Here is an 18,597-nt window from a genome sequence, read left to right as displayed (position 1 = left end):
TAGCAAGGTAACAAAAACGGGCCGTCACTTTAGCGACGGCCCGTGGGAATGGCAATCAACCCTTGGTCGGGAAGGCCTCGAATCAATCCTGTGCCGGGGTCAACGCGACCCGCAACGCCTCGATGGCCGCGTCACGCGACACTTCGTCGGCGAACTCGGCGCTGTCGGCCACGCACTCGCCTTCCAGCCAGACGCTGAAACGCCCGGCCTCGCTGCGAATATCCAGGGCCTGGCCGGCTTGCAATTGCTTGGTCACCGCACCGGCGGCCTTGCCATCGGCAAAGTGCCGCGACAGCAGCAGTTGTTCGCCATCGGCGGCCAGCAGGCGGAAACGGAAACTGCCGTCGTCTTCCCGGAAGCTGACAAAACGCGCAGCCTTGGCGGCTTTCTTCTTGCTGCTCGCGGCCACCTGGGTCTGGTTGACGAAGGAGCGCAGGCCCACCGCCTCGCGCAGTTCGCCGAGGAACGGGGTGGCGACGCTACGGGCTTTCTTCGCCCCGGCCTGGAGAATGTCTTCCAGGTCCGACGGACGGGTGATCAGCTCGTGATAACGCTCGCGGGCCTCGCCCAGATCGTTGTCCAGCAGGGTGAACAGGCGGCTCTTGGCTTCGCCCCAACCGAGGCCCGCCAGCAGCTCGCCACGGAATTCGGCAGCCTGCGCCGGGGTCGAAAACGCCTGGAACAGGGTGAACAGGTGCGAATTGTCCGGGTCCTTGGCTTCGCCCGGCGCGCGGGAGTCGGTGACGATCCGCGAGATCGCCTCCTTCATGTCCTTGGCGCTGCTGAACAACGGGATGGTGTTGTCGTAGCTCTTGGACATTTTCCGGCCGTCGAGGCCCGGCAGCGTGGCGACGCTTTCCTCGATCAGTGCTTCGGGCATGACGAAGAATTCCTTGCCCTGGCCGAACAGGTGGTTGAAGCGCTGGCCGATGTCGCGGGCCATTTCCACGTGCTGGATCTGGTCGCGACCGACCGGCACCTGGTGGGCGTTGAACATCAGGATGTCGGCGGCCATCAGCACCGGGTAGCTATACAGGCCCATGGTGATCCCGGCATCCGGGTCTTCGCCGCCTTCGACGTTCTTGTCCACCGAGGCCTTGTAGGCATGGGCGCGGTTGAGCAGGCCCTTGGCGGCGACACAGGTCAGCAGCCAGGTCAGCTCGGGGATTTCCGGGATATCCGACTGACGATAGAAGGTCACGCGGTCCACATCCAGGCCACCGGCCAGCCAGGTCGCGGCGATTTCCAGGCGCGAGCGCTGGATGCGCAGCGGGTCATCGCACTTGATCAGGGCGTGGTAGTCGGCCAGGAAGTAGAACGAATCGGCGTTGCTGTCGCGGCTGGCGAGGATCGCCGGGCGGATCGCGCCGGCGTAGTTGCCCAGGTGCGGCGTGCCCGTGGTGGTGATACCGGTAAGGATGCGCGTACGTGTGGTCATGGAGGGTCGCTTGTTCAATTCGAGAGGCGCGGCAGGATCAGATCCTTGAGATCGGTCAGCTTGCCGTGGAAAAAGTGTCCGCATTCTGCCACTTTCAGCAGCTCATGGGGACGTTCCAGCGCGGCGGACCAATCATAGACAAGCTGCGGATCGATGACTTCGTCGGTTTCCGGCTGGATCAGGGTCAGCGGACAGTTTTCCGGCAGACGGTCGACCGCCTGCAAACGCATGACCGCCGCGGCCACCAGGAACAGGTGCTGCAAGGTCTGGCCCTGGGCTTCCAGGCGACCGCCGAGGCTCGCCGCGACAAAACCGCCGAAGGAAAAACCGAACAGGGTCAGGGGCAAACCCGGGTGCCGTTCGAGCAGCCATTGCGCGGCGGCCTGGGCGTCATCGACTTCGCCGTGGCCCATATCGTGGCTGCCGGCACTGGCGCCGACGCCGCGATAGTTGAAGCGCAAAGTGATCAGGCCGGCATCGCGCGCCGTGCGCTGCAGGGTCGAGACGACCTTGTTGAGCATCGTGCCGCCCTGCACTGGATTGGGGTGGCAGATCAACGCCAGGCCCCGTGGTTCGGGGATATCCAGGTACAAGGCTTCCAGTTGGCCGACAGGGCCATCGATCAATACAGGGGTTTCACGCATCAGCAAGGAAGGAACTCCGTGACCTCTCAAGGGGTCGACTCGTCTAGCTAAAAGTCTGTGCCTGACATGACTGCGACCTTAAGATCGCGGTATACAGCGCAGGTCCGAGCCGTTAACGTAAAGCAAAGCCGTTTATAGAGGAAGGACTCGTGGAACACTCGCTCTTAGTTTGGTTGTTGCCGACTCTTGCCCTGGTTGCCGGTGTCGCCATTGGTTTCCTGGTCGCCCGTCTGGTCCCGAGTGCCGCTCCAAGCAGCACGCAGCGCCAGTTGGACGATATCCAGGAACGTTTCGACAGTTATCAGAACGAAGTGGTCACCCACTTCAACAGCACCGCGAACCTGGTGAAAAAACTCACCCAGAGCTACCAGGAAGTGCAAGACCATCTCGCCGAGGGTGCCAACCGCCTGGCCCTCGACGAACAGACCCGCCAACGCCTGCTCGCCGCCCTGCACGCCGATGCGGTACAGAGCCCTCGGGAACGCCTGACGCCACCGCGCAGCCAGGAGCCGCCACGCGACTACGCCCCCAAGGCGCCCAATGCGCCCGGCATGCTGGATGAGCACTACGGCCTGAAAAAATAAGCTGGTTTCCAGCGCTATTAAAAAGCCCGCCCGATCAGTGATCGGGCGGGCTTTTTTACACCTGGGGTTCAGTCAGGCAATCAAGGGTATTGCTGCACCGGCTGACCGTACTGCTGACCCTGCTGGTATTGCGGCTGACCTTGTTGCTGGTACTGTTGGCCCTGCTGCTGGTACTGCGGCTGGCCTTGTGGCGGATACGGCTGAACTTGAGGTTGGCCCTGAGGCTGACCGTAGTTCTGGCCGGGAATCGCCTTCAGGTTGACCTCCACCCGACGGTTCTGCGCCCGACCGTTGACATCGGCGTTGCTGGCCACCGGATTATCCGGGCCGGCACCGCGAGCAGAAAGATTGGCCCCGCTGACACCCTGGGAGGTCAGGTAGTTGGCAACGCTCTGGGCGCGGCGCTGGGACAGGTCCATATTCAACTGGCGACTGCCGGTGCTGTCGGTGTAGCCGACGATTTCGATCTGATTCTGGCTGAACTCCTTGAGGGAGTTGGCCAGGTTGTTCAGTGGCTGATAGAAGCTGCTGGCGATCGCATCGGAGTTGGTTGCGAAGGTAATGCTGCCGGGCATGATCAACTTGATCTGATCACCCTGGCGCTGCACCTGGACGCCAGTGTTGGCCATACTCTCGCGCAGTTTCTTTTCCTGCTGGTCGGCGTAGTAGCCGTAACCGGCACCCGCCAGGCCAGCCAGGGCACCACCGATCAGCGCTCCCTTGCCATGGTTCTTGTGGTCGATCAGCGCACCGGCCGCGGCCCCGGCCAGCACGCCAATGCCGCCGTACTTGGCGGTGTTGCTCATGCCCCCTGAGCTTTGTTGCTGCTGTGCCTGTCCCTGGCTGTCATACGGGTTTGGGTTTTGCGATGCACAGCCGGACACGAGGGCGACGGCGGTAGCGACGATAATCAAGCGACGCGAGGTGAACATGAATCAGGCTCCTACTCATTTAAGGTGCAACAGTCGATGACAATAGACTCCTGCTGGCCTTGGAACATGACGAATGGTAAAAATTCCATGAAACTTTTCAGCCGCGCACAAAAGGGTTCTCACGCATCTCCTCGCCCAGGTGGGTGTCGGGGCCGTGCCCGGTGACCACCGTCGCCTCTTCGTCCAGGGTATACAGACGCTGCTTGATCGAACGCACGATCGTGGCCTGGTCGCCGCCCCACAGATCCGTGCGCCCAATCCCGCGACGAAACAGCGTGTCACCGGCAATCAACAGTTTGGCGTCGGCAAACCAGAAGCTCATGGAGCCCGGGGTATGCCCCGGCGTATGCAGGGCCACCCCGCAGCCGCAGGCCAATTCCTCATCATCCGCCAGCCACTGGTCCGGTGACGGCACCGGTACGTAAGGCACGCCGAACAGGTTGCATTGCATTTCCAGGTTGTCCCAGAGGAACTGGTCTTCCTTGTGCAGGTGCAGGGTCGCGCCGGTTTTTTCCTTGAGTTGGCCGGAGGCCAGGAAGTGATCCAGATGCGCGTGGGTATGGATGATGCTGACCAGTTTCAGCCCATGGGCTTCGAGCCGGGCGAGAATCAGTTCCGGGTTGCCGCCCGGGTCGACGACAATGGCCTTTTTTGTGATCGGATCGCCGATCAGCGTGCAGTTGCACTGCAAGGGGCCGACGGGGAAGGTTTCGCGAATCAGGCTAGGTTTTGCAGCGTCCATAGGTGTTCACTGTGAAGTTAGTAGGGTTTGATTCAGCCCGGGGTTCATTCCTGCTGCTGGGGACAATACTGTGTCTGGCTTAATTCATCGCTGTTCACGCCGGCACGGCCACTGCCCTTGGGCACGAGCAACACCAACACACCAGCGATAACTTCTAGAATCCCACTCCCGACGATGACACTGCCCGGTTCGAAGCGCGCATAAAGCGCCGCGCCGCACGCGCCGGCAATCAGGATCGAGGCCCCCATCGCGGCAAAACGCAGCCTGGCCAGACCGGCGATCTCGCTCTGCCTGAAGGTGGTTTGAATCAGCAGGATAAACGAGATATCGATCACCGGACCGCCAAGGGCCGCCAGGCCGGCGCCGAACATCATGCCGGCCAGGACGTGCTCCGCCGGCAGGTACAGCACCGCCGCGCCAATGATCGCAATGCCCAGGCCATTGAGCACCGAACCGAAGCTGAAACCACCATACAGGCGACGGATCTGCAGGTTGCCGACGACAAAAATGCCGATCAGGTTGCCCGCGCCATAAGCCCCCATGATCAGGCCGTAGACAGCAAAGCCGTGGAAGCCAAAGCCCTGGATATCATACTTGACCACCGCCAGCGCCATGCCGATGGACATCCCCAGGCTCCAGGCGACGTTGCCCAACCCGGCACACACATACACCACCTGCATCCGCCGCCGGCCGACCAGGCTGCGCCAACCGGCGGCAAACGCGGCGCGCCGGCTGATCATTTTGGCCGGTTGACGCGGCAGGGCCTTGCCCAGCTTCATCAGCGCCCAGGCCGAGATCAGGAACGTCAGGCTGTTGAGGGTAAACAGCTGCTCCAGCGGAATCAGCAGGGTGATGGCCGCCGCCAGCATCGGCCCGATCACCCGCGCCACCCGGAGGATCACGTCGAACAGCGCGTTGACCGCCTGCAACTGCCCCGGCGCCGCGACTATCCGAGGGAGGCTGGCGCGCAACGCCGGTTCGAACAGGGAGTTGACGATCATCATCAGCATGACCGGTATCGCCAGGGTCCACAGGCTCATAAAGCCCAACGCCCAGGCCAGCATCGGTATCAGGGCAAACCCGGCGCGCACCAGATCGGCGCCGATCATCGTGCGTCGATGGTCCCAGCGCTCGGCCCAGATCCCGCCCAGCAACGCTCCCGCCAATGCGGCCGTGCCGCGCAAGGCACCGAGCCAACTGGCATCGCTGCCCGCGACCTGCACCGCCATCCAGGCAACAGCAATCGCGAACAACTCATCACCGATGGCCGAGAGCGCCAGCCCTCCCCACAGCAAGGCCACCGGTCGCTGCAGTAAAGGTCTAAACAGTTTCATCAAGCATGCGAGTCCAATCCCTCTCCAAACCAGGACCAAGGCTCAAGAGAACGGCCCCGAAGCCACCTCCCTGGGCGAATCCCCTCGATACCCGGTGCCAAACGCCGTCTGCAACTGCTCGACACTGCGCACCAGCAGTTCCTTGAGTTCCGGCAACCATTGCGGGTCCTCCAGCACCCGCAGCACCGCCGCCGCATCACCATACATCAGCTCGCGTTCAAGGGCACTGGCACGCTGCGACAAGGCCCGCGCACCGACAGTGCCGGAACTGCCCTTGATCGCATGCAGCACCGCCGCCACCGCCGGCCCGTCACGGTCCTGCAGGTGTGTCGGAAGCAACGCCAGGTGTTTTTCCAGCTCCGCGCCAAAGGTGTAAAGGACGGTGCAGATCAGTTCGAGATTGCCACCGAAGCGGCTCATGATCGAATCCCGTGGTTCGATCACCGACTCCGTCGAATACTGGCGCACCTCACTCATCATCAACGGCTGAGGCGCCTCGCGCCCGGTCTGGACGCGCAACTTCAGCACCAGTTGTTCAAGGTCGATGGGTTTGCTCACATGATCGTTCATGCCCGCCGCCATACAGGCCTCACGGTCGCTGCTGGAGGCGTTGGCGGTCATCGCCAGGATCGGCAACAGGGCAAAATGCGGGTGGCGACGAATCCGCCGCGTCGCTTCCAGGCCATCGATGTCCGGCATCTGGATATCCATCAGCACCGCATCGAACGGCGTCGACGCCGACATCACCTGGCTGACGCCCTCCAACCCACCTTCCGCCAGGATGACCTGGGCACCTTCGCCCCTCAGCAACTCGTCGGCGACCTGACGGTTGAGGGCGTTGTCTTCCACCACCAGCAAGCGCAAGCCGGCCAGGCGCCGGGGCCTGACCGGCCCGGGCAAGGCCTCGGGTAGCGGCTCGCTGGTGCTGAAGGCACGTTGGACCGCATCGGCCAACTGCCGCGGCGTCACCGGTTTGGTGAGAAAGCCCACAAAGGGCGCATCGCCTTCGTGGTGTACATCCGCCAGGACCTCACGCCCGTAGGCGGTAATCATGATCACCATCGGTGGCGGCGCGGCCCGTTCCTGCAAGCTGATCAAGCGGGCGGCGCTGAGGCCGTCCATATCCGGCATGCGCCAGTCCATCAGCACCACATCGTAGGGTTCGCCGCGTAATTGCGCTGCGCGCACGGCCTCGACCGCCGCCGTGCCACCGCTCACCGTGTCGGCGGTCCAACCCAGGGAGCGCACGGTACGCAGCAGCAGCTCACAGGCCATGGAGTTGTCGTCGGCCACCAGCAGGCGCATCGTCGAATCGACACCGGGACAGGACAGCCGCAGGGCCTCCTCGCGGGCCACATCCAGGCTGATATCGAACCAGAACCGGCTACCGACCCCCACCTCGCTCTCGACCAATAACTCACCGCCCATCAGGCCGACCAGGCGCTTGCAGATCACCAGGCCCAGCCCGGTGCCGCCGAAACGGCGGCTGGTCGAAGCTTCCGCCTGGGCGAAACCGTCAAACACCCGCTGCAGTTGTTCGGCACTGATACCGATGCCGGTATCGCACACCTCGACCCGAACCCTCACCGAGCCCGGCAGGCGCTTCAACTGTCGGATACTGACCACCACCTGGCCCTGCTGGGTGAACTTCAGGGCGTTGCCGGCCAGATTGATCAGCACCTGCTGCAAGCGCAGGCTGTCGCCCACCAGGCTGCCGGGCAGGTCGGAGTCCAGGTCGAACATCACCTCGACTTCCTTGCTGCCCTGGTTACCCGCGAGCACCACCGCCAGGTCGCGCATCAGCGGTTCGAGCTCGAAGGGGTGGGGGTCCAGGCGCAGTTTGCCGGCCTCGATCTTGGAGTAGTCAAGGATGTCGTTGAGCAGCCCGAGCAGTGATCTGGCCGCCGTCTGGGCCTTGACCACGTAGTCGCGCTGGCGGGCCTTGAGGTCGGTGTGCTGGACCAACTGCAACATCCCCAGCACCGCGTTCATCGGCGTGCGGATTTCATGGCTCATATTGGCCAGGAAGAACGACTTGGCCGCACTGGCGCTGTCGGCCTGGTTCTTGGCCCGCAGCAGATAGGACTCCAACTCGCGCTGGGCGGTGATATCGCGGTTGATACCGGTGACCCGCAGGGCTTGCCCCTGGGCATCACGCTCGACCTGGGCGCCGGCCTGAATGAAACGTATCCGGCCGTCCGGCGCCTGCACGCGGAAGATCGGGTCATACACGCCCTCCCCGGCGACGGCGGCCGCCAACTGCGCGGCGGCGGCCTCGACGTCCTCGGGGTGAACCCGCTCGTACCAGTGCGCATAGTTCAAGCCGTTATCACGCAGGGTCAGCGGCTGGCTGTAGAACTCGAACATCCGGTCGTTCCATTGCAAGCCATTGTCCGCCAGGGTCCAGGTCCAGATACCCAACTCGGCCACATCGGCGGCCATCAACAATTGATCCCGGATCACCCGGCTCGCTTGCAGACTCAACTCAAGCTGATGCTCGGCGGCCTTGCGCTGGGTGATATCGACGGCGATGCCCAGGTAACCGATCAATTGCCCTTCGTCGTCGCGCAGGGACGTCACCACCAGGCTGACCGGCACATGGGAGCCATCCTTGCGCACATAGGTCCACTCGCGGGTCTCCGAGTGTTCGAACTCCGGCTTGTGGGTAAAGACCCTGAAACCTTCGATGACCTGCCCATACTCAATGCTGAGCTCAGCCCCACGGCGGGTGACTTCCTGTTCGACATGAAGGAGTGCCGGCGTGGTCTTGCCCAGCAACTCTTCGGCGCGATAACCGAGCATATGCTCGGCGCCTTCGTTGAACACACTGATCACATCGTCCAGATCGGTGGCGATGATCGACACCTCGGAGGCCGAACGCAGCACACTGCTGAACAGCAGATTGATCCGCCGCAACTCCGAGGTGCGTGCCGCCACCTGCTCTTCGAGGCTGGAGTTGAGTTCGAGAATCCGCGCCTCGGCGGCCTTCTGCGCGCTGATGTCGCGAAGAATCTTGGAAACACCGACCACCCGACCGTGTTCGTCGCAGATGGGGGAAACATTGACCGACACATGGATATTGCAACCGTCCTTGCGCCGCCGCAGGGTATCGAAGTTGGTAATCGTCTCGCCGAGTGCGATACGCGCCAGGATATCGACCTCTTCCGGAGCCAGCTCGGGCGGTACGATCAGCTTCACCAGCGGCAGGCCCACCGCCTCCTGCGCGGTATAACCCAACAGCTTCTGCGCCCCCTTGTTCCAACTGGTCACCACACCTTGCAGAGTCTTTCCGATGATCGCGTCCGCCGAGCCCTCGACGATCGAGGCCAGCCGCGCCTGCTCGGTGATCACCTGCAGACGACGCTGGGAGCTGATCCCGGCAATGGCCGCGAGCGCGGCCAGTAGCAAGGTCGCCAGGACACCGAGGAAAAACACCACCGTTGGCGACACCAGGTGCAGGCGCTGGGCGAACAGCGGCAACGCCTCCAACTGGACCTGCCAGCGCCGACCGAAGATGTCGCGCTCCAGGGTTTGGGTCATCAACCCCACCGGCTGCGCCCCCGCCGCATAGCTCGTCTGGTAGAACTGCTGCTCCTTCCCCGGCACGGTAATGTCCGTGAGCCGCAGGTTCACGGCCTCGCTTTCCGGTAACAAACCGCCCAGCACACTCTCGATCAGCAAAGGTGCGTAGCCCCAGCCCACCACCGCCGCCTCGCGCTCCGCCTCGGTGGGCGGGACGATACCGTCCTTGTAGATCGGCAACAGGATCAGGAACGACTGTTCCGGGCTGCCCAACGCCTGTACCAGCGTGATCGGCGATGTGATGCGCGCGCTTGCGCTACGTGCAGCCCCCCGGGCTGCCTCGGCCCGGTCGGCCTCCGAGGCGATGTCCAGGCCGAAGGCCGCCGACTGGTCGGCGTTCGGCTCCAGGTACTGGATCACATAGAGGTCGCCGTCATGAGGCGCAAACTGGCGAATAGTGAAGTCCGGTGCACCATCGGCCCGGGCCCGGCGCACAAACGCATCCAGTTCCTGAACCGGTACCCGGCGGATAAAGCCGAACCCGCGGGCCCCGGGAAACTCCTTGGGCACGTCACGCATCTGGCTATAGCGGTGGAAAATCTCCCGCGTCATGCCATCCACGCCGGCGGTGATCATCGCGCCACGGGTACCGCGCAAGCCGTACTGGTAAAGCTGCAGCCGGGTCAACACCGACTGCACCGCACTTTCGGCCTCGGCGTCGAGGGCTTCGCGGGTACGTTGCTCATTGCTATTGTGCAGGATCAGGCATCCCACGACCGTCGCCACCAGCCCAAGGGCCAGGATCATCGCGACACGCCCATTCAGGGCAGACAGGCTAGCTCGTTTCAACACTGGGGCTCCCTTGAGCAGTGCGGCGATCCCGAGGGTCGGGATATCGATCGGCGGCAACTGGCCCCACGGCCCTCATGCCGTTCGTGGCCATGAAGACAGGAAGGCGCATATCTGGGTAAACGGAATTGGTCGGCAATACAGATAGCCCTGCATGATCCGGCAACCCCGTTCCAGCAGGAGGGCGGCCTGTTGCGGGGTCTCCACGCCTTCGGCCACCAGTTCAAGGCCCAGTGCCTGCCCCAACTTGATGATCGCCTCGACAATGGCCAGGTCGCTCTTGTCGGTGAGCATGTCGCGTACAAAGCTCTGGTCGATCTTCAACACATCGATGGGAAACCGCTTGAGATAGGCCAGGCTCGAATACCCCGTGCCGAAATCGTCGATGGCCACATGCACGCCCAATTCCTTGAGCGCCACCAGGGTTTCGCGGGCGTTGTCGATGTCCCGGGCCAGGACCCCTTCGGTGATTTCCAGCTCCAGCCAGCGCGGCTCCAGGCCCGAGTCGAGGAGGATGCCCTTGACCATGCCGAGGAACGACTCTTCGCGAAACTGCACGGCGCTGATGTTCACACTGACGCAGATCGGATAGCCCAGCTCGTGGAGTTTGCAGGTGTCCTTGCAGGCCTGGAGCAGTACGTATTTGCCGATGGGGATGATCAGCCCGGTTTCTTCGGCCAGCGGAATGAAGTCCGCCGGCGAGACCAGGTTGCCGTCGCCGTTGCGCCAGCGGATCAGTGCCTCCATGCCGACCACGCACTGGTCCTGGGCATCGACCTTGGCCTGGTAGAACACCTCGAACACCCCCTCCTCGATGGCCGCGCGCATATGCCGTTCAAGCAAGTGGCGGGCACGCATGCCGCTTTCGATACCGGGAGAAAAAAACAGGTAGCGGTTACGCCCCGCCAGCTTGGCCTGATACATCGCGGCGTCGGCATGTCGGTAGAGCGATTCGAGATCATCGCTGTCTTCCGGGAACACCCCGATGCCGATACTGGCGCTCAGGTCGTAGCGCGTGCCCTGCAATGAAAACGGGCTGGAAATGGCCGCCAGCACCTGCTCGGCGAAATCGCCCACCGCCTCGAAACCGTCCACCTCCGAGAGCAGGATGATGAACTCGTCGCCGCCTTGGCGACTGAGGGTATCCATGCCGCGCAGGAGCATCGACAGGCGCGTCGCCACATATTTGAGCATCTGGTCGCCAACCGAATGGCCCATGGAGTCGTTGATAGCCTTGAAATTGTCCAGGTCCAGCAACAACATCGCCAGCCGCCCGTGATCGCGCCGGGCCATTTTCAGCGCCTGCTCGGCACGATCCTGCAACAGCATGCGATTGGGCAAGCCGGTAAGGGCGTCATGGTTGGCCAGGCGCTTGGCTTCGTTGCGCAGGGTGATATGAGCGTTGATATGCGCCCTGGCCACCGGGATATTCAGGGGTTTCTGGATAAAATCGATACCGCCGTAGCCCAAGGCCTGGAGCTCGTAATCGGCCTGGGCATGGGAGGTAACGAAAATCACCGCGGCGTCGGACAGCTTGGGATCGGCCTTCAGCGCCTTGCAGACCTCAAAGCCGTTCATGCCGGGCATCTCGATATCCAGCAGGACCACATCGGGACGGCATTGGCGTGCCACTCGCAGCGCTTCCTCGCCACTGGTGGCGACATGCACCTGGGCCAGGTCCCGCACCGACTCGCGGAGAATCATCGCTTCGGTCGCCTGGTCGTCAACGATCAGGACAACCGGAGAGGGACTAAATGTGGACTCGCGCATTCCTTGCTCCCAGGCAATTCCTTTGTAATTCATGACCAAAGAGCGCTGACGTGGCGCCGTTCCTCCCCCCTCGTCAGCCTTCAGTCGTTCAAGGCGTTGAAAGTGAGTGCTGACGTCTATTGGTTATAGCTGACGCAAGGCACATAGCCACCCCGTCGAAGCTTCTTCGACGGCTCGTGGGGCGAACGGTAGGCCGAAGCGCTCAGCGCGATTCGCCCAGCAACCCCAGCTCCTGTGCCCGCGCCACGGCCTGGGTCCGCCGCTCGACCCCCAATTTGCTGTTGATATGGCTGGCATGGGTTTTCACTGTGTGCAGGGAAATGAACAACTGGTCGCTGATCTCCTGGTTCGAACAACCCTGGGCGATCAAGTGCAGGACCGCCAGCTCACGGGTACTCAGACTCTCGACCGGCTGCGCCAGTTCCCCCGCTTCACGCACCGTCGGAGCCGGCAGCAGCGCCAGCAGGCTTTGTCGCAGCGGCGTGTCGGGGCCGTGTAACAGTTGCTCGCGCATCCATTCCGGATGCGCCTTCACCAGGGCCTGGAACGGCAACAGCGCGCCGCCCGTGGTGGCCTCCACCGCGCGGGCGAACAGCGGCCGGGCTTCGGCCTCCCGCGCCGTCGCCAGCAACACCAGCACCCACTGGTTCCAGGCCATCACGCTGAGCAATTGGCCGCCGCTGGCCTGGCCCTGCTCCACCAGCTTAGCCAACCGCTGCTGCGCGGCCGCCGGTTTGTCGCGCAAGGCTTCAAGCAACGCCTGCTGCAACTGGATATGCAGGGGCAGTTGCAGATGGAACTCCGGTGCCGCCGCCGGTTGATCGCCGTTATAGGTCTGTTCCAGACGCCCCAGCCAGACTTCGGCCAGGTCGATACGGCCCTGGGCCAGCCACAGTTGGCATTTCATCAGGGTGATCATTGCCAGGTAGTAGATCGGCGGCACGTCCCAGATATGCATCAAGCGCTCGGCCTCGGCCAGTTCGGCAAAGGCCTTGGCGAACTCGCCATTGCGCCCGTCCTGGCTGGCAATCACGCAATGCCCGACCAATACGCTGATATCCCGGCAGGCCCGCGCCTCGTGAAGGCCGGCAAGCAGGCGAATGCGCCCGGCTTCGGGTTGCAGGCGCAGGGTCAGCAGATACCCCTCGTACAGCGTCAACCGGGCACGGGCGGCGTACAACCGCTGGGCGGATAACCCCTCGAGGCGCCGCAAGCCCTGGCGGACCTCATCCAGCGCGCGCAGCACCTCGCCACGGGCCTGGAGTACCCGCGCCCGGTCGTAATGGGCCAAGGCCTCGAACAAGGGGTTACCGACCCGCTGGGCCAGCTCCAGGGACTCACGATTCAGGCCACGGGCGCGCCACAGGTCGCCATCGGCAATCGCCAGGTTGGACAGGGTCGACAGGCACACCAGGCGCTGGCCGTAACGTTTATGCGGCAGGCTGAGCAAGGCTTCGCCGCAATAGGCCTGGGTCTTTTGGCGATCGCCCCGACCACGGGCGATGATCCCGCTCAGGGCCAGCCATTGCGCAAGCATGGACTTCTGCGCCGTGGCCGAAGGTGCGGGCAGGAAGCGGCTCAGATGGCTGGCCAGCTCTTCGGCCGCGTCCAGTTGGCAGGCCAACCCCAAGGCCCAGGCATAGAGCACGATCAGCCGCGGCGTGCTGACCAGCAGGCGATCGGGCAAGTCGGTTTTCCAGCGCAGCAGCATGCCGACGTTCTGCTCGGCCAGCAGTTGTTCTTCCGAGAGGTTCTGCACCAGGTTGGCCGCCACATCCAGATGCCCGGCGCGCAGTGCCTGTTCCACCGCTTCATCGAAAAGGCCCTGGGTGCTGAACCAGCGGCAGGCCCGCAGGTGCAGGCTGGCGGCGGGGACCAGGGCATTGCTCGGCGGGCGGCTGCGCAGCAGGTCGGAAAACAGGTGGTGATAACGGAACCAATGGCCGTGCTCGTCCAGCGGTACCAGGAACACCTGGTGTGATTGCAGATAGCTGAGGATCTGCGCACTGTCGTGGGATTCGCGAATCCCGTCGCACAGTTCGCTGCAAAAGCGCTCCTGGGGCGCGGTGTCGTAGAGAAAGGCCTGGACCTCGGGCGGCAGGCAATCGATCACCTCCTCCAGCAGGTAGTCGCGAATCAGCCCGGTCCCCCCTTGCAGGACCTGGGGCAACGCCATGTCGCTGCTGGCCTGGGCGGCAGCCAGCAGCCAGAAGCGCAGGCCGGCCACCCAGCCCTCGCTGCGTTCGATCAGGTTGTTCAGCGCTTCGCCACGCAAGGAACTGCTGTGGCGCTCGAACAGGTCCAGGGATTCGTCGTGGGTCAGGCGCAGGTCCTGCTCGTTCAATTCCAGCAGTTGCCGCGACAACCGCAGGCGCGCCAGGTGCCACTCCGGCCGCTGCCGACTGGTGACCAGCACCAGCAGGCCGGCGGGCAGGTGATTGAGAAAGAACTGCAGGCAACGATCCAGCACCGGGCCCTGGGCCAGATGGTAGTCATCGAGCACCAGCAACAGCGGCGTGGTGCTGGACAGGTGCAAGGCCAGTTCGTCGAGCAGGCCGTCCAGCCATTCCTCGAAGGCGAAGGGTTGATGGCGCTGGCGCATTTTCAACAGGCCCAGCGCCTGGCTGCCGACGCCTGGGAAGTAATGTTGCAGGCCGTCGAGCAGGCGCTCAAGGAAACGCCCCGGATCGTTGTCCCGCGGGCTGAGCCCCAGCCACAGGCTTTGCCAATGCCCGGGCAGGCCCTGGCAGAACTCCACCGCCAGCGAACTCTTGCCGAAGCCGGCCGGGGCACTGATCAGCAGCAGGCGGCCGTGTAACCCGGCGCCGAGGCGTTCGCACAGGCGCGGCCGCAATACATAGCCGTCCGGCAGTGGCGGACGGTAGAAGCGTCCTTCCAGGGCAGGTATGGCCGGGCCCACGGGACCTTGCACACGGGACAGATCAGTCATGGCCGGCTCTTGTTGAAGGGCTGTTATCGGCAGGCAGATGTCCGCAGACTAGCGGTAAAAAGCGCCGTAATGAAGGCTTATTGTCGTAATTTTGTCGAAAAGCATCGAATCTGAAATATTTAGCCACACATATCCCGCGAGCAAAAAAACGCCCCGAATCAGCCGGGGCGTTTCAACGCAGGATGCGGCCTGCGCTTGTAACGGTTGCCTGTGAGAGCGATGCCTATTTGAGAGCCGAACTTGTTTAGGGGCAGAGCTTTTGTGGGAGCGGTGCTTGCCCGCGAAGCTTTTAGCAACTTTAAGGGCCCCTTCGCGGGCAAGCACCGCTCCCACAGTTTCAGCGAACGCCGTCCTGGCGCAGGGCGGCCGGGGTGAAGTCACTGGTGGTGGCGGTGAAGCCGAAGTCATACGCCTGCTTCTCTTCGTTCTTCATGCCCAGCGCCAGGTAGCGGCCGGACTGCAGGTCGTAGAGGGTTTCCAGGGCGTACCAAGGCACCTGCTTGTCGTAGTAGTTCTCGGCATGGGCTTCGGCGACACGCCAGAGCTGACCGCGACCGTCGTAGTGGTCGATCACCGCCGCCTGCCAGGTGTCTTCGTCGATATAGAAGTCACGCTTGGCATAGATGTGCCGCTGGCCTTCCTTCAAGGTCGCGACCACGTGCCAGACGCGGCGCAGCTCGTAGCGCGCCAGGTCCTGGTTGATATGCCCGGCCTTGATGATGTCGGCGTACTTCAGTTGCGGCGAATCGAGCTTGTAGCTGTCGGAAGCGATGTACATCTCCTTCTTGCCTTCGAGCTTCCAGTCGTAGCGGTCCGGCGCGCCGTTGTACATGTCCAGGTTGTCGGAGGTGCGCAGGCCGTCGGCGGCAGTACCCGGACCGTCATAGGAGACTTGCGGGGCCCGGCGCACACGGCGCTGGCCGGCGTTGTAGACCCAGGCCGAACGCGGTTCCTTGACCTGGTCGAGGGTTTCGTGGACCAGCAGCACGCCACCGGCCAGGCGCGCCGGCGCGGTCACTTTCTGCTTGAAGTAGAAGAGGATATTGCCCGGGTTGGCCGGATCGTAGTCCTTCATCTTGTCGCGGAAGACGAACTGGTCCTGGAAATACACCAGGCTGTACGAACCGTTGGCCTGGGGCGTGGCCTGGGTCACCAGGCGGGTCACGCTGCCGCCGCGATAGCGGGTGATATGGTTCCAGATCACTTCCACACCGCTTTTCGGGATAGGGAACGGCACCGCGGTCTTGAAGTTTTCCAGGCCGTTGCCGCCGCTGACCAGGTTGGTCCTGGTGGCGTTTTCCTTGATCGCGGCAAACACATCATCCGGTACGGTGGCGCCGCGATGGGACGGGTAGACCGGCATCTTGAAGGTCTCCGGGTAACGCTTGAACATCGCGTATTGCCCCGGGGCCAGCTTGTCCTTGTACTGCTCGACGTTCTGCGCGGTGATGATGAACAGCGGTTTTTCATTGGCGTAGGGGTCTGAGAGGAAACCCTTGCTGTCGACCGTGCCGATGGTCTTGGCCATCGGCGTCCAGGCCGGGATGGTGCCGGCTGCGTTGCCGGCCTTTTCCGCGCCCATCGGGGTCAGGCTCGCGCCCAGTTTCGCAGCCTCGTCGGCGGACACCGCCGCCATTACGCCGGTGGCCAGCAACGACAATCCCAACACACCGACCTGAAGCAGATTCTTGGTGATTTTCATCTTGTTGTTATTCCTTCAAGTGCAACGGTCTTAGAAGTTCATGCCAACGCTCAGGGCCACGAAGTCACGGTCATCCACCGTGCTGTAGTCGCCGCCGAAGAAGTTGGTGTAGTTCAGGCTCGCGGTGTAGGTGTTCTGGTACTCGGCATCGAGGCCCAGGCTGACCGCCTTGCGCCCTTGTTCGAAGTTGCCGCCAGGGCCCGGCGAGTAGCCTTTCACGTCATGGGACCAGGCCACGTTGGGCTTGAGGTTCACCCCGGCGAAGACATCCGGGTATTCCCAGATGGCCCGGGCGCGATAACCCCAGGAGGTGGCGGTGGTGAAGCCATCGTTGTTGCAGTTGGTGCTGCGGTTGCTGGCATCCGCGCCGGGACCCGCGCCAGCGATGGTGCTGCCATTGAGGGTTGGGCAAAAACCATTGGGCAAGGTGCCCGGCCCATAGACCGGATCCCGGCCGTAGCGAACCTTGTCGCGGCTTTCCAGACCGCCCACATAGGTGATCCCCGCTTCACCGACGAGGGTCAGGCGACTGGCCCCCATGACCTGGTCGAAGAAATGCGTGAAGGTGGTCTGGAACTGGGTGATTTCCTTGCGGTTATAGCCATTGATCGTCTGACCCGGCGAGCCCTTGAGGATCGAGGCATTCCCCAGGCCCGGCAATGGCGTGACACCGGCATAGAGGATATCGGTGGAGCTGATCTGCACCGGCGCATTCGGCCGGTAGCTCAACTCACCGCTCCAGGCCGTGCCGGTGGGCAAGGTGGTGGAGAAGCTCAAGCCATACAGGCGGATATTGTCCGGGTACTCCATGAAGTAGCTGGAGTTGCCGGCCACCACCAAGGGGGCCGCGGCACCGAAACCCGGAGCAGCATTGAAAACCGCCTGGGAGGCGCCCTTGGCACTGAAGATCGGCGCGCGACTGTGGTAGTTCATGAAATAGGCGCCGAACTCGGTGTCCAGCGGCTCGAAGTTGTAATGCATGGCCAAGCCGAACTGACCGCCGCTGCTGGGATCCTGGTCGGGCGTGCGCCGAACCAACACACCCTCGCCGTTGATATCGACACCAAACGGCCGTAGGCCCGCTTGCTGGGCCGGACTGATCGTGGCGGTCGAATTCAACACCCGCAGGTTGTTGTTACAGCCATGGGAGGAAATATCCGACTGCGAGAAGAAGGTGCCGCAGTTGTCGGTGACCGTCGCATCCCAGCCGATCTGGTAGAAGCCTTCCGCCGAGAGGTTATCGGTGAGGCTCTGGTTCATGTAGAACATGTTGACCGGAATCAGGCCTTCCTTGATTTCGGCCCCCGGACGACGGAACGCGGACACATCGATCGGGTTGATCGCATTGATGCCGCCACCGATAAAGGTACTTTCACCCCAGCTCACCACCTGCTTGCCCAGGCGCACCGTGCCCGGCAGCTCGGCAATGCTGTAGTTGTGATAGACGAAGGCATCGAGGATTTCCGCGCCGGAAGAGCGGGCACCTTCCTGGCGACCGTCGTTGCTGACGTTCTTGAAGTCGAGGTCCTGGTTCTGCAAGGCAAAGTCGTACCAGTACTTGCCACGCACGAACACGCCGGTATCGCCGTATTTCAATTCAAGGTCATGCACGCCCTTGAAGATCTTCGAAAAAGTGTCCCCGGCCTTGAAGTTCTGGTGCCCGTCATCGGAGGTCTGCGACAACCCCGCGCCGCCATTGTTGACGCCGATCAGGTTTCTGTTGGGATTCTGCGTCGACCAACTGGCCCCCAGGGACAGGGACGAGTCGAAGCTGCCTTCGATTTCACCGACATTGAAGCTGACGCCAAAGGCGGGACCGGCGAGCGTAGAAGCGAGGCTGACGGCCAAGGGCAGTTTCGCCCGGCGCCAGAACGGGTTTAGCGCGATCATCGACATACTCCATGTGCTTTATTGTTTTGGCAGTGAGTACCTTCAGGAACGCCTCGGACGAAAGGGAAGCAGACACTCCCAACCCTCGCCCGAAGTGGCGGCTTATCGCTGGCCCGCCCCACTCCTGAAAATCCGTCAGCGGACTATATCCAGCAGGTGGTACCGCTTGATCCCTCTAAAGTGTGATTTGCACCCTGAGATCACTGCACAAACAATGCGTTCGCCAAGCCGCTGAAAAGC

11 protein-coding genes are annotated in these 18,597 nt (G+C 62.9%); 1 reads left to right on the top strand and 10 read right to left on the bottom strand.

Translation table 11 applies throughout. From position 1 onward, the window contains the following. Positions 1-82: 82 nt before the first annotated feature. Both HX830_RS06800 and HX830_RS06795 read right to left on the bottom strand, forming a co-directional pair. Positions 83-1,438, bottom strand: coding sequence for a tryptophan--tRNA ligase (locus tag HX830_RS06800; protein ID WP_103494504.1), 1,356 nt, complete (start codon positions 1,436-1,438; stop codon positions 83-85). 14 nt (positions 1,439-1,452) lie between these two features. Further along, positions 1,453-2,082 carry an alpha/beta hydrolase gene (locus tag HX830_RS06795; protein WP_103494604.1) on the bottom strand — a complete coding sequence of 210 codons (630 nt, stop codon included), beginning with the start codon at positions 2,080-2,082 and terminating at the stop codon, positions 1,453-1,455. A gap of 149 nt (positions 2,083-2,231) precedes the next feature. Between HX830_RS06795 and HX830_RS06790 the strand changes: the two genes are divergently transcribed. Further along, complete coding sequence (locus HX830_RS06790; protein WP_103494503.1) at positions 2,232-2,666, top strand: YhcB family protein; 435 nt, start codon at positions 2,232-2,234, stop codon at positions 2,664-2,666. Between the two features lie 80 nt (positions 2,667-2,746). Here the strand turns inward: HX830_RS06790 and HX830_RS06785 are convergent, their stop codons facing one another. The 8 genes from HX830_RS06785 to HX830_RS06750 all read right to left on the bottom strand — a co-directional run bounded on the left by HX830_RS06785 (position 2,747) and on the right by HX830_RS06750 (position 18,357). Further along, positions 2,747-3,598: an OmpA family protein gene (locus HX830_RS06785; RefSeq protein WP_152741188.1), complete on the bottom strand. Its 852-nt coding sequence runs from the start codon at positions 3,596-3,598 to the stop codon at positions 2,747-2,749. A 97-nt stretch (positions 3,599-3,695) separates the two neighbouring features. Beyond that, complete coding sequence (locus HX830_RS06780; protein WP_177099456.1) at positions 3,696-4,340, bottom strand: MBL fold metallo-hydrolase; 645 nt, start codon at positions 4,338-4,340, stop codon at positions 3,696-3,698. 44 nt (positions 4,341-4,384) lie between these two features. Next, positions 4,385-5,674: an MFS transporter gene (locus tag HX830_RS06775; protein ID WP_103494500.1), complete on the bottom strand. Its 1,290-nt coding sequence runs from the start codon at positions 5,672-5,674 to the stop codon at positions 4,385-4,387. Positions 5,675-5,716: 42 nt separating this feature from the next. Continuing rightward, a complete protein-coding gene (locus HX830_RS06770; RefSeq protein WP_256350428.1) occupies positions 5,717-10,003 on the bottom strand; it encodes a hybrid sensor histidine kinase/response regulator in 4,287 nt (1,428 codons plus the stop codon). Between the two features lie 117 nt (positions 10,004-10,120). Then, positions 10,121-11,815 carry a two-component system response regulator gene (locus HX830_RS06765; RefSeq protein ID WP_103494499.1) on the bottom strand — a complete coding sequence of 565 codons (1,695 nt, stop codon included), beginning with the start codon at positions 11,813-11,815 and terminating at the stop codon, positions 10,121-10,123. Between the two features lie 202 nt (positions 11,816-12,017). Beyond that, positions 12,018-14,765 carry a LuxR C-terminal-related transcriptional regulator gene (locus tag HX830_RS06760; RefSeq protein ID WP_177099454.1) on the bottom strand — a complete coding sequence of 916 codons (2,748 nt, stop codon included), beginning with the start codon at positions 14,763-14,765 and terminating at the stop codon, positions 12,018-12,020. A gap of 337 nt (positions 14,766-15,102) precedes the next feature. Beyond that, positions 15,103-16,467 (bottom strand): DUF1329 domain-containing protein, encoded by a 1,365-nt coding sequence (locus HX830_RS06755; RefSeq protein WP_152741192.1) that lies wholly within the window; start codon positions 16,465-16,467, stop codon positions 15,103-15,105. 30 nt (positions 16,468-16,497) lie between these two features. Next, a complete protein-coding gene (locus HX830_RS06750) occupies positions 16,498-18,357 on the bottom strand; it encodes a DUF1302 domain-containing protein (RefSeq protein ID WP_177099452.1) in 1,860 nt (619 codons plus the stop codon). Positions 18,358-18,597: the final 240 nt, after the last annotated feature.

Origin of the sequence: Pseudomonas gingeri (assembly GCF_013385425.1) — a bacterium.
Lineage (GTDB): Bacteria > Pseudomonadota > Gammaproteobacteria > Pseudomonadales > Pseudomonadaceae > Aquipseudomonas > Aquipseudomonas gingeri_D.
This window is presented reverse-complemented; position numbering and strand designations above follow the sequence as displayed.